This window comes from Rhizobium indicum (assembly GCF_005862305.2).
Taxonomy (GTDB): domain Bacteria; phylum Pseudomonadota; class Alphaproteobacteria; order Rhizobiales; family Rhizobiaceae; genus Rhizobium; species Rhizobium indicum.
The window spans coordinates 956705-969328 of the sequence record NZ_CP054021.1 but is presented as its reverse complement, the minus strand read 5'-3'; the positions used below and the strand labels follow the sequence as shown (position 1 = coordinate 969328).

The 12624-nt window shown below is 63.0% G+C and carries 8 protein-coding genes; 7 read left to right on the top strand and 1 reads right to left on the bottom strand.

Annotated features, from left to right (window positions below; translation table 11 throughout):
• Window positions 1-344: 344 nt before the first annotated feature.
• Window positions 345-1991, top strand: coding sequence for an ATP-binding protein (locus FFM53_RS04780; protein WP_138387581.1), 1647 nt, complete (start codon window positions 345-347; stop codon window positions 1989-1991).
• A 40-nt stretch (window positions 1992-2031) separates the two neighbouring features.
• Here FFM53_RS04780 and FFM53_RS04775 read toward each other — a convergent pair whose 3' ends face one another.
• The gene (locus FFM53_RS04775) at window positions 2032-2346 is read right to left on the bottom strand and encodes a DUF1236 domain-containing protein (protein ID WP_138387580.1); all 315 of its coding nucleotides are present in this window, start codon (window positions 2344-2346) and stop codon (window positions 2032-2034) included.
• 325 nt (window positions 2347-2671) lie between these two features.
• On the opposite strand from FFM53_RS04775, the gene bcsN reads away from it, so the two are divergent.
• The 6 genes from bcsN to FFM53_RS04745 all read left to right on the top strand — a co-directional run bounded on the left by bcsN (window position 2672) and on the right by FFM53_RS04745 (window position 12553).
• On the top strand, window positions 2672-3652 hold the full coding sequence (gene bcsN, locus FFM53_RS04770; protein WP_138387579.1) for a cellulose biosynthesis protein BcsN: 981 nt from the start codon (window positions 2672-2674) through the stop codon (window positions 3650-3652).
• A gap of 58 nt (window positions 3653-3710) precedes the next feature.
• A complete protein-coding gene (gene bcsA / locus FFM53_RS04765; protein WP_138328297.1) occupies window positions 3711-5903 on the top strand; it encodes a UDP-forming cellulose synthase catalytic subunit in 2193 nt (730 codons plus the stop codon).
• Window positions 5900-8350, top strand: a complete 2451-nt coding sequence (locus FFM53_RS04760) for a cellulose biosynthesis cyclic di-GMP-binding regulatory protein BcsB (protein ID WP_138387578.1) — start codon at window positions 5900-5902, stop codon at window positions 8348-8350. The genes bcsA and FFM53_RS04760 overlap by 4 nt, the downstream gene beginning before the upstream one ends.
• Window positions 8347-9393 (top strand): family 8 glycosyl hydrolase, encoded by a 1047-nt coding sequence (locus tag FFM53_RS04755; RefSeq protein WP_138328295.1) that lies wholly within the window; start codon window positions 8347-8349, stop codon window positions 9391-9393. The genes FFM53_RS04760 and FFM53_RS04755 overlap by 4 nt, the downstream gene beginning before the upstream one ends.
• Window positions 9390-11771 carry a cellulose synthase gene (locus FFM53_RS04750; RefSeq protein ID WP_138387577.1) on the top strand — a complete coding sequence of 794 codons (2382 nt, stop codon included), beginning with the start codon at window positions 9390-9392 and terminating at the stop codon, window positions 11769-11771. The genes FFM53_RS04755 and FFM53_RS04750 overlap by 4 nt, the downstream gene beginning before the upstream one ends.
• Before the next feature lie 113 nt (window positions 11772-11884).
• Complete coding sequence (locus FFM53_RS04745; protein WP_138328293.1) at window positions 11885-12553, top strand: HAD family hydrolase; 669 nt, start codon at window positions 11885-11887, stop codon at window positions 12551-12553.
• The last annotated feature ends 71 nt before the right edge of the window (window positions 12554-12624 follow it).

The window sequence follows — 12624 nt, the reverse complement described above, 5'->3', positions numbered from 1 at the left end:
ATGTCGCGCAAAAGTGTGCAGCGGTTTTGCGATAACGACATGCGTAAAAACAAAGACCTAAAGCGCAAGGAGCGAATCCGAAAGATGCGACACGCTTTAGGCATGGAGGTTTATGTGGACTGCTTGCACGGCTCGTCAAGACGTCATGGCCGGCAGTGCGAGAAACAGCATATTGCCGGTTGAAATTCGATGTGCAAAAGCTGGAATGCCGTCTTTGCAACGGCTCCTGCATAATTCCTTAAATCGGAATCGATTTATGGACAAAATTATGCAGCAATTCAAAGTGTTGCAGCGTCTTTTGCCGCTCTCGAAAAGACGCGTGGCGCTGTAAAAAGGGGTGTCGAATGGATTTGCTGAGTGCCACGGATTGGCTGCGTCACAGGCCGGGTTATACATATCCGCTGGCCATTGCCTTCGTTGGCCTGACGTTTCTTCTGAGGCTTGCCGCCAGCGACACTCTCTCCGGATTTCCCTTCCTGAGCTTCCTTCCGGCGATATTGCTCGCGAGTTTCATAGGCGGCGCCGGGCCGGGCTTTGTCGCGACCTTGGTTGCCGGTTTCATTGTCCAACAGTTTTTCGTCGAGCCGCACAATGTTTTCTGGCCGGCCACCGCCGGTCAATGGGTCGGCCTTTCCACCTATCTCATCAATGCCGTGATCATCGTCGGGCTGATGGAGATGATCATCATCGCCCATGGCAGGCAGAGCCGCCTTCGCAACGAGCTCAACAGCTTCAACACACGCCTCGAACAGACAGTGGCCCAGCGCACTGCCGAACTCAGGCACGAGATGGAAGAGAATGCCGCCGCTCAGGCGCAGGTCCGCCAGTTGCAGAAGATGGAGACGATCGGCCAACTGACCGGCGGTGTCGCCCATGATTTCAACAATATGCTGGCGATCATCATCGGCAACCTCGATCTCGCCCAGCGGCGCCTGACCGGCAGCGAGGATCCTCGCCTGCTATACTCCATCCAGAACGCCAGAGATGGTGCGCAGAGAGCGGCGGTGCTGACTGCGCGTCTTCTCGCCTTCTCGCGCCAGCAGCCGCTCGCCCCGGAGGTGATCGACCTCAACAAGCTGGTCGGCGGTATGTCGGAGCTGCTGCGGCGCACGCTCGGCGAGCACATCCGGATCGAGACCGTGCTTGCCGGCGGTCTCTGGCCGAGCTTTGCCGATTTGAGCCAGCTCGAGAATGCCATCCTGAACCTTGCCGTCAACGCTCGCGATGCCATGCCGGGCGGTGGAAATCTGACGATCGAGACCGCCAATACCGAACTCGACGAGCGATATTCGCGCATGCATTCGGAGGTCGAGGCAGGCCAATATGTGATGATCAGCATCACCGACACCGGCACCGGCATGTCGCCGGAGGTGATCGACCGCGCCTTCGATCCGTTCTACACGACCAAGGGACCCGGCAAAGGCACCGGTCTCGGCCTCAGCCAGGTCTATGGCTACATCAAGCAGAGCGGCGGCCACATCAAGATCTATTCAGAGATCGACAGGGGCACGACGTTGAAGATCTATCTTCCCCGTCATGTCGGTACGGCGGATGCCCGGTTGAACGTCGCTGGCGCCCAGCCGCTCCCTCAGGGCAGCGTCAAAGATACGATCCTGGTGGTGGAGGACGATGAGAACGTCCGCACCATGACTGCCGAAAGCCTGCATGAACTCGGCTACACAGTATTGCAGGCGGCTAGCGGCATGGAGGCGCTTATGCTTCTGGAGCAGAATGCGGCAGTCGACCTGATCTTCACCGATATCGTCATGCCGCAGATGAGCGGACGCCAGCTTGCCGATATCGTCCAGGAAAAATGGCCGGCGATCCGGATCCTCTATACGACGGGCTACACCCGCAACGCCATCGTCCATAATGGTGTGCTCGATCACGGCGTTTCCCTGCTTGCCAAGCCCTTCAGCCTGGAGCAGCTCGCTCACAAGATCCGCGAACTTCTGAATGTCGCGGTGAGGGTGGGAGACGAGCGGACGTGAAGCCGGGATACAGCCGCACGTCCGCAATTCTCTATCCGCGTTATTCCAGGACCTGGATTATGCGATGGGTTTTCGGTTCGACGATCACGCGCCGCTCATTGACGACCGTATAGCCGTAGCCGTCGATATCAGGCACGGTATGCACTTCGACGGTATCGGGCAGCGTCGCGCCGACCGCGATATCGCCATCATAGACGACGGAAGGTGTGTTTTGCTCCATCACATAGGTGCGCACCTCGCCGGGCAATACGACGGAGCCGGTCGGTGCGGGATCGGTGATGATGACAGTGCTCTGCGCGAAGGCGGCGGAGCTGATGGTCAGCATGGCGGCCGCAGCCAGCATGGTCTTGCGCATGGGATTTCTCCTTTTCCAACCTGAGACATCAAGGCAACGCTGGCCATGCGGCATAGTTCCCCGCGGGCTTTTCGCGACAGCAGTAACAGACGCAATGAGAGCATTTAAGTTGTTACTAAATTAATTTTTGCATCATACGGTTGAGCTGTCTCAACAGCGCTCGAAAAGAGTCCAGATGGTGATGTTAGAGCTCGCTTGTTTACTTTTCGCTAACCATGTTGGACGTTTATTCTGAACGGACGACCAACCGGTCGTTGATTCGACGATCCGTCGCGTTTCGGCTTGCGAATGGATCTCTAGAAAGACGATTGCGGCGGCTCGATACATGCGCTTGCGAAAGACGATATTGCTGGTGGCCGTGGCGGGCATGATGGCCGGCTGCACATCGACAGGCGGTGTGCGCCAGCCTTCCGCGCCGGAAACCGTGGCACCTGAAAAGGCGCTGGTCCTGCCGCCGCCGGGCGGCCCGTCGATCGTCAGCGTCGTCGAGCGCAAACGTGGCAACGGCGTCGAGCAGACGATCTCGCTGTTTACCTCATCCTCCGTGCCCGGTCAGAATTCGCTGAAGGTCCAATTCTTCGGCGGTTCCGGAGCCAATCCCGGCGCTGGCAATGCCGGCTTCAGCATGATCAACGAGAGCGGTATTGCCCGCGAGGTGGCCCGTTCGACCCCGGGCGTGCCGATGGCGACCTCGGCGACCTTCCTGCAGAACGCCTATGGCCCCTTCGGCTATGCCTCCGGCCGCAGCCGTGCCGGCGACACCTGCCTCTATGCCTGGCAGCAGATCCGCTCGAGCACCAACGCCAATACCCAGGCGCGTAATTTCGGCATGATCCAGCTGCGTCTGCGCCTTTGCGATGCGAGAGCGAGCGAGCGCCAGCTGCTTGGCATCGTCTATGGCTACACCGTCACCGGCACCTTCGACGGCGAGATCTGGAACCCTTACGGCAATCCGCCGCCCGCCGATGCTGCACTCGGGCGCACCGGTGTGCCGATCTATCCCGACGAGGGCGGTTACCGCGCCAGCCCGATGCCGATCGGCTACGAGCCGGCGCCTGCCATTGTCAGCCGGCCGCGGGCCGCTGCCGTTCGCAGCGCCTCGGCCGCGCAACCGGCTCAAGGTGTGGCAGCGGTGCCGGCACCCATCGGCCCGCGCGTGCCGCTGCCGGGTGAGGCGCCACAGACGAGCGCAAGGCCGGCTGTGGCCGCTGCGCCAATCGAACAATCGGTAAGGGCGATCGGCGTCACCGTGCCTTCGCCGGACTGCATAGGCGACGCGGCCATGACGGCCGCCTGCCGACGATAATGAGCATGCCCGCGGGCGCCAGATGGTGCCCCGGTTAAGCAATTTCGAAGGAACGTCGATGCGCAAAGCCCGCAGTGTCATCATATGGGCCGTGGTTTCGCTCTGCATGATCGTGCTGATCACGCTGCCGGTCAACCTGCAGACCCAGCTCATCACCAGCATCACGGTCGTGACTGTGATGGCGCTGATCAAGATTCTGAAGGGCGAGGGGACCTGGCGCCTGGTGGCGCTCGCCTTCGGCACGTCGATCGTGCTGCGCTATGTTTACTGGCGCACCACCAATACGCTGCCGCCTCTGAATCAGTTGGAAAACTTCATTCCCGGCCTGCTGCTCTATCTTGCCGAAATGTATAGCGTCGCGATGCTGGCGCTCAGCCTGTTCATCGTCGCCACACCGTTGCCGTCGCGCCCCTCGCGTGCCGCCAATCCCGGGCGCCTTCCTCATGTCGATGTCTTCGTCCCATCCTACAACGAGGATGCCGGCCTGCTGGGAAACACGCTGGCCGCCGCCAAGGCCATGGATTATCCGGCCGAGAAGCTGCATGTCTGGCTGCTCGACGACGGCGGCACCTTGCAGAAGCGCAATTCCGGCAAGCTGCTCGAAGCCCAGGCGGCGGCTGCCCGCCATATCGAGCTGAAGCAGCTCTGCGACGATCTCGATGTCCACTACCTCACGCGCGACCGCAACGAGCACGCCAAGGCCGGCAATCTCAACAACGGCATGAAACATTCGACCGGCGAACTCATCGCCGTCTTCGATGCCGACCACGCGCCGGCCCGCGATTTCCTGCTGGAGACCGTCGGTTACTTCGAAGACGATCCGAAGCTCTTCCTCGTCCAGACGCCGCATTTCTTCATCAATCCCGATCCGCTGGAGCGCAACCTGCGCACCTTCGACAAGATGCCGAGCGAGAACGAGATGTTCTACGGCATCATCCAGCGCGGCCTCGATAAATGGAACGCCGCCTTCTTCTGCGGCTCGGCCGCAGTTTTGAGCCGCAAGGCGCTCGAATCGCAGAACGGCTTTTCCGGCATCAGCATCACCGAGGATTGCGAGACGGCGCTGGCGCTCCACGGCAGCGGCTGGAACAGCATCTATGTCGACAAGCCGCTGATCGCCGGCCTGCAGCCAGCCACTTTCGCAAGCTTCATCGGCCAGCGCAGCCGCTGGGCGCAGGGCATGATGCAGATCCTGCGCTTCCGCTTTCCGCTTCTCAAGCGCGGCCTGACGATCCCGCAGCGCTTTTGCTACATGTCCTCCACGCTTTTCTGGCTCTTCCCATTCCCGCGCACGATCTTCCTGTTTGCGCCGCTCTTCTACCTGTTCTTCGATCTGGAAATCTTCACCGCCTCGGGCGGTGAGTTCCTCGCTTATACGCTGGCCTATATGCTGGTGAATCTGATGATGCAGAACTACCTCTACGGGTCGTTCCGCTGGCCCTGGATTTCCGAGCTCTACGAATATGTCCAGACCGTGCATCTGCTGCCGGCCGTCGTCTCCGTCATGCTCAATCCGAGGAAACCGACCTTCAAGGTCACCGCCAAGGACGAATCGATCGCCGTCAGCCGTCTGTCGGAAATCAGCCGTCCGTTCTTCGTCATCTTTGCAGTGCAGATCGTCGCGCTCATCATCACCATCTACAAGATCTATGCAGAGCCCTATAAGGCCGACGTCACGCTCGTCGTCGGCGGATGGAATGTCATCAACCTGATCATGGCCGGTTGCGCGCTGGGCGTCGTGTCGGAGCGCGGCGAGCGCGCCTTGTCCCGCCGCGTCCGCGTCAACCGGCGCTGCGAATTCGGCGTCAGCGGCAAGTGGTACGCGGCCTCGATCGAGGACGTTTCCGTCCACGGTGCGAGGCTTCACATCTTCAACAAGCAGCTCGACGAGATGCTGGTTGGCGCACTCGGAGAGATCCGCTTCCGGCCCTATAGCGGCGCGGAACTGGAAACCCTGCCGCTCATCGTCCGCAACATCGAGCCGTCGGGCGACATCAGCAATGTCGGCTGCCAGTACGTGCCGAAAAGCGCGCTCGACCATCGCCTGATCGCCGACCTGATGTTTGCCAATTCCGATCAGTGGACAGAGTTCCAGGCCTCGCGCCGTCGCAATCCGGGCCTGATCCGCGGCACCATCTGGTTCCTCGGCCTGTCGCTCTACCAGACGAGCCGCGGCCTCATTTACTTCTTCCGCAGCATGCGGCCGGAGAGGGAAGCCCAGCAGAAGGCGGCAAAGGTCAACGCCGGATGAGAAAGATCGTCGCTGCCTCGCTTCTCCTGTTGAATGCCTCCGCCTTCGCCCAGGCGCAGACGGCGCCCTTCGACATGTCCGGCGAGCGGCCGCCCGGGGCATCCGTTACCCCGAGGTTGACACCACCGACGCCGCCGACAGCCCCTGCGCCGGCTCCCATCACGCCTCCGGTTTCCGTCAAACCCGCACCTGCAGCTCCGGCTGCTCCTGTTCCTCCGACGATCGCCGTCCAGCCGCAACCGGCGGCGCCCGCGCTCCAGCCAGCCGCGGCGGCAAATACCGCTGCGCCGCCGCGCTCCGGCGATGTCCGTCGCTATGTCGTGCCCTTTTCGAAACTTGGTCTCGGCGGCGAATACGATCGCCGGTCATGGTCGGTCTATCTGACGCCGGAACAGGCGGCGGCCAAGGCAAGCTTTACCTTCGCCTACCAGAATGCGATCGTCGTCGCGCCTGAGGCCTCGGCGCTGACCGTCTATCTCAACAACCGCCCGATCGGCCAGCAGCGTGTCGGCTCGCCGGATGGCCCATCGACCGTCACCTTCGAGGTTCCGTCCGGTTTGCTGCAGCCCGGCGCCAATCTTGTCACCTTTGAAGCCAACCAGCGCCACCGCACCGATTGCAGCATCCAGTCCACTTATGAGCTGTGGTCGAACATTGATCCGGCCGGAACCTATCTGAGCTTTGCCGGCAGCGATGCCGCGCAGCTGTCGAGCGCCGATGCAATCCGCGCCATCGGCGTTGACGGCGCTGGCAAGACCGAGTTCGACATCGTCGTCCCGGCGCTGGAGCAGCCGGGAACCACCAAGCCGCTGTTGCGACTGGCGCAGGGCCTGTCGGTGCTGAGCAGTATGCCGAACCAGATCTTTGCCTTCAGCACCACCTCGCTTCCGGCCGTCAGGCCCGGCAAGCTCAGCGTGCTCGTCGGTACCGCAGCGGAATTGCGGCCGCTCTTTCCCGGCCTGCCGCCCGGTGCCGAAAGCGCGGCATTCGCCGCTTTCGCCACCGATCCGCGCAGCGGCTCGCCGGTGCTTCTGATCAGCGGCCCCTCCTGGCAGGCGGTCTCCTCGGCGATCGATACCATCGTCTCGCCGACAGACCGGTCCTCAGATATCCGCCGCGACGTGTTGACCACCGAGCGCTGGAGCGCGCCGAACGCGCCGCTGGTCTTTTCCGATACCAACATCGCCTTGTCTCAACTCGGCGTGAAGACCACCGAATTCTCCGGCCGGCGGCTGCGGACCAGTTTCAATATCGCCGTGCCGGCCGATTTTTATGCCAATGCCTATGGCGAGGCGAAGGTGCTGCTCGACGCCGCCTATACCGATAACGTGATGCCCGGCAGCCACATCGATATCTACGTCAACGACAACATCGCCTCCACCGTGCCGATCACCACGACATCAGGCGGCATTCTCCGTCATCTGCCGATCCGCGTGACGATGCGGCACTTCAAGCCCGGTCTCAATTCGGTGGCGATCGAGGCGATCCTGATGACCAAGGATGATGCGGCTTGCGCGCCGGGCGCGACCGCCGGCGCGACCCCGCGCTTTGCCCTGTTCGATACGTCCGAATTGCAGATTCCGGATTTCGCCCGCGTCGGTCAGCGTCCGAACCTGGCCGCAATGGCCGGCACCGCCTATCCCTATGGCCGGGCCACGGAGCCGACGCCGCTCTTCATCGACCGCGTCGATGCCGATACGCTTTCAGCCGCCGCCACGCTGCTCGGCCAGATGGCGATCACCGCCGGCCATCCGATCGACGTCGAAACCGTCGCCTCGCCGAATATGATCGGCGATCGCGATGCCATCTTCATCGGCTCCGTCTCGCAGATGCCGGCAACCGCGTTGACGCAGACCAATATCGCCACGGCGAGCCAGGCCTCGTGGCGTCCCGTTGCGGATACGCAGGCGGGCGTCGTCGATACCGGTACGGCCTTCGAGGAGTGGAATTCCAAGGTCAGCGGCGGTGTCTTGCGCAACCGGATCACTGCCTTCCGCGAGTGGGTGTCGCGCAATTTCGATATCTCCCGCAGTTCGCTGCAATTCGTGCCCGGCGCGGAGGAGGTTTTCACGCCGTCCAATGTCGACACGATCTTGGTTGCCCAGGGCTCCAGCCCTGCGGGAGCCGGTGCATGGACGGTGGTGACGGCGCCGTCGGCAAAGGATTTGCGCGAAGGGCTGGAGGTTCTGACCGCGCAGCTGAACTGGCCACAGATATCAGGCCACATCACCACCTATTCGAGCAAGACAGGCAAGATCGAGACCGTGCCCGTCACCCGTTTCGATTTTGTGCCGTCCACACCCTGGTCGATCTCCAATTACCGCCTGATCGCCGCCAACTGGCTGTCGACGAATATCCTCTCCTATGCCTCCCTGCTGGTCGTCTTCGTGCTGCTGATCGGGGTCACCACGTCAAGCATGCTCAGAAGACTGGGTCGGTCGAAATGAGGCGGTGGCGCGCACTCCTGCTTGCGGCATCGGTCGCGCTCGCTCCCGGGGGAGCGCCCGCCGTTGCGCAGCAGCCGATGATCAATGCCGGCGCATGGAGTGCCTACAAGGCGAAGTTTCTCGATGGGACCGGCCGCATCATCGATAACGGCAACGGCAATATCAGCCACAGCGAAGGGCAGGGCTATGGCATGCTGCTCGCCTATCTCGCAGCCAGCCCCGCCGACTTCGAACAGATCTGGTATTTTACCCGCACCGAGCTGCTGCTGCGCGACGATGGCCTGGCCGTCTGGAAGTGGGATCCGAACGGCAAGCCGCACGTCACGGACACCAACAACGCCTCGGATGGCGACATGCTGATCGCCTATGCGCTGGCGCTTGCCGGCACGGCGTGGAAACGCAACGACTATATCCTCGCCGCCTCCCGCATGGCGCAGGCGCTGCTTGCCGAAACCGTTGTGCACTCGGCCGGCCACACGCTCCTGTTGCCAGGGAGCCAGGGTTTTGCCGCTGGCGACCGTGAGGACGGTCCCGTCGTCAACCCGTCCTACTGGATTTATGAGGCGATCCCGGTGATGGCTGCGCTCGCTCCGTCGGATGCCTGGCAAAAACTGTCGGACGATGGCCTAACGCTGTTGAAGACGATGCAGTTCGGCCCGCGCAAGCTTCCCGCCGAATGGGTGAGTCTTAGCGGCCAGCCGCAGCCGGCGCAGGGTTTCGACGCCGAGTTTGCCTACAACGCCATCCGTATCCCGCTCTATCTCGCTCGTGGCGGCGTCACCGACAAGGCGCTGTTGACCCGCCTGCAACAAGGGATGTCGCAAGACGGTGTTCCCGCCACCATCGATCTGACCACCGGCCGGCCGAAGACTGTGTTGCAGGATCCCGGTTATCGAATTGTCAACGATGTTGTGGCCTGTGTTGTCGATGGGACCAAGCTGCCGGGCTCGGCCCTGCAATTTGCGCCCGCACTCTATTATCCGTCCACGCTCCAGCTGCTGGGGCTGGCCTATATCGGGGAGAAGCATCCGGAGTGTCTGTGAAGTCTTCTCTCGTGGCGGTTTCAGCGGCAGTCGTGGTGGCGACCCTCGTCACCGGGCTGAAAGATCGCGCCGCTCTGCAGGAAAAGTTCGGCCTTGGGGCCGCCGGCAAGCCGGCGCCGGAGCTGATGATGATGGGCCGCATCAAGCCGGCCGATGCTCCTACCGGCAATCCCGAATTCAATGCGCAACTCGTCGCCGACAAGATAGAGGCGATCACTTCCCCGCCGCCGCCAACACCGGACACGTCCGAGCCGGATGCCGCTGCATCGCAGCCTGCAGCACCGCAGCTTGCGGCACCTCAGACGGCTGCTCCGCCGGCTCAGACGGTCGCTCAGCCGGCACCAGTCACACCCCCCATCGTTTCCGAGCCGCCGGCACCACAACAGGCGGCCGCGGCGCCGCAGCCTGCCGTCGATGAAAGTGCGCTTCGTTATTTCGCCCGCCGCGGCGACAAGGTGCGCCTGCAGGCCGAGATCTCCCGCCTTCAGGCGCTCTATCCTAACTGGGTTCCCCCGGCCGATCCGCTCGCCGTGCCGCAGAATGGCGACAAGCAGCTCGAGGCCATGTGGCAGCTCTATTCCGATGGCCGCTATGCGGAACTGCGCAAGGTTGTCGCCGACCGCCAGGCAGCCGATGCCGGATGGCAGCCGCCGGCCGATCTGCTCGACCGGCTTGACGTCGCCGAGGGCCGTGCCCGCCTCGTCAATGCTTCGGACCTCAAGCAATATGCGACTGTGGTCGATATCGCTGCTGCAACACCGAGCCTGCTGACCTGCAGCGAGGTCGATGTTCTCTGGCGCGTCGCCGAAGCCTTCATCCAGACGGAGAGGGCGCAGCGCGGCCAGGACGCCTACACTTATATCCTGAAGAACTGCACCAATCCGGCCGAGCGGCAGGCGACGGTCGAGAAGGCTTCGACGCTGCTTGCCTACCAGCCGATGCAGGCGCTGCTCGCGCTGGAAAGGCCTGCCGCAGACGGCAGCAAGGAATTCGACGCGATCCGCGACAACCTCGCCCGACGCTTCATGGCCGAGGGCGATGACGATCCGAATCTCGCCATCGCGCCAGATTATCTCGCCCGCCTCGAAAAACTCGCCGAGACGGAAGGGCTTGCCTCCGATGCGCTGCTGCTCGGCTGGTACCAGCTTCGCCGCAACAATGATGCCGATGCCGAGAAATGGTTCCGCGCCGCCCGAGCCAAGCAAGATTCGGCGGCCGCCTCGCAGGGGCTGGCGCTGGCGCTGATCGCCCGCAAGGCGCCTGAGGAAGCCGAAGAGGTGATGTTTCGCTGGCGCACAGATTCCGAGGATGCGACATCAACCTATCTCGCCGCCACCGCCAACCTGATGGCGCTGCAGCCGCCGGCCGATCTGGCCGAAGACGTACTGCATCGCATCGCTGGCGAGGTCATCGCCCGGAAATATGTGCCGACGGCGCAGCAATTCGGCTGGTATGCCCGCTCCCTCAACCAGTTCCAGACCGCCGCGCGCTGGTTCGAGACGGCGCTTGCCTGGAAACCCGACGACGAACCGTCCGCCTATGGCCTTGTCATCACCCGCGAGCAACTGAGCGACCGCAAGGGCGTGCTCGACCTCCAGCGCGCCTGGGCCGGCCGGTCGAGCCGAATCACCAATCTCGAAGACACGTCCTCCCTGATACCGAATGCCGTTACGCCGCCGCCGGAGAAGGGGGCGCTTGCCGCACAGCAACCGGCGGCTCAGCCGACGCAGCGTCCCCCGGCCGAGCCGCTTCCGGCAGAACGCCGCGTGACCCTGCAGCCGGGTGCGGAAGTGGTCGTTCGTGCGGCGAGACCGGCGATGGACACGGTGACCGTCCCGCGCGGTCCACGCCAGACGCGCGGCTGCTCGACGACCATCGATGCGGGGCAGCTTAAGCCGGCCGACGCGCTGTCGCGCGGCTGGTGCCTGATGGATATCAACCGGCCGATGGAGGCGATCTCGGCCTTCGAGGCGGCATTGCAGAGCCCGGCCCGCAAGGTCCGTGAAGATGCAGCCTACGGCCAGAGCCTTGCCTATCTCCGCGCCGGCCTCTCCGGCAATGCCGCCGTCGCGGCCACCAAGGCGCCGCAGAACCGCCAGCGGGCCGCCGAGCTTCAGGTGGCGATCCTCGCCGACCGGGCGCTTTCAGCCTTCGACGCCGGACGTTACCGCGAAACCCTCATCTATCTCGATCAGCGCGCCCGGCTGCAGCAGGAACGCATCGACCTGATGGTTCTGCGCGGCTACTGCTACCTCAATCTCAAAATGTACGGCGATGCGACCCGTATCTTCGAAGCCGCTGCCGCGACCGGCAGCCGCGACGCGGCCCGCGGTCTTGCCGACGTCCGCAACGTCACGCATCCAGACACCAACAACTGACGTTGACGCCGCTTCCGCTCTCCGCTAGTCGCCTGCGTAGCTTCAAAATACCGCAGCGTCCCTTTGTGCGTCTTTAAAGACGCGCGGCGCTGTGGACACGCAAGGAAACGCCCGTGCCCGCTCTCCATAACATCCTCGACAGATCCTATGACGCCTTCCTTTTCGACATGGATGGTACGCTCTTGAATTCCATTGCGGTCGTCGAACGCGTCTGGAGCGAATGGGCAAGGCGCCACGGCTTCGAGCCGGAGGTCTTCCTGAAGACGATCCACGGCATCCGCGCCTCCGATGTGATCCGCGGGCTCGGCCTGCCCGGCGTCGATCCTGCCCATGAGGCGGATCTGCTGCTCGCCGAGGAAATGGAGGATGTCTCCGGCATCGTCGAGATCCCCGGCGCCGTCCGCTTCCTCTCCGCCATCGCTGAGGGCCGATGGGCAATCGTCACTTCGGCGCCGATCGAGCTCGCCAGGCGCCGCATGGAAGCCGCCGGCATCCCGATGCCGAGGGTCATCGTCAGCGGCCAAGAGGTCAAATCAGGCAAGCCCAGCCCCGAAGGTTATCTGCTCGGCGCAAGTCGCCTCGGCGTCGATCCGAAAAAATGCCTGGTCTTCGAAGATGCGGTCGCCGGCATCCTCGCCGGCGAGGCCGCCGGCGCCGACGTCACCGTCATCACCGAAACCCACGCTACGCCCTTCGAAACACCGCATTTTTCGATCGCCAACTACCAGGCCTGGCAGCCGAGTCAAACCGCCGAAGGCCGGTTGACGCTCGCGGCGATCTGACCATTCGCGCAAACCGCCTCCTTTTTGTTGAAGGTAAGGTTTTTCCGCTTGCATTGCACGCGCTGAAAAAC

What these genes read in the sequence shown, in the direction of transcription:
- FFM53_RS04780 (WP_138387581.1), top strand. Translation starts at nt 345, where the DNA reads ATGGATTTGCTGAGTGCCACGGATTGGCTGCGTCACAGGCCGGGTTAT.
- FFM53_RS04775 (WP_138387580.1), bottom strand. Translation starts at nt 2,346, where the DNA reads ATGCGCAAGACCATGCTGGCTGCGGCCGCCATGCTGACCATCAGCTCC.
- bcsN (WP_138387579.1), top strand. Translation starts at nt 2,672, where the DNA reads ATGCGCTTGCGAAAGACGATATTGCTGGTGGCCGTGGCGGGCATGATG.
- bcsA (WP_138328297.1), top strand. Translation starts at nt 3,711, where the DNA reads ATGCGCAAAGCCCGCAGTGTCATCATATGGGCCGTGGTTTCGCTCTGC.
- FFM53_RS04760 (WP_138387578.1), top strand. Translation starts at nt 5,900, where the DNA reads ATGAGAAAGATCGTCGCTGCCTCGCTTCTCCTGTTGAATGCCTCCGCC.
- FFM53_RS04755 (WP_138328295.1), top strand. Translation starts at nt 8,347, where the DNA reads ATGAGGCGGTGGCGCGCACTCCTGCTTGCGGCATCGGTCGCGCTCGCT.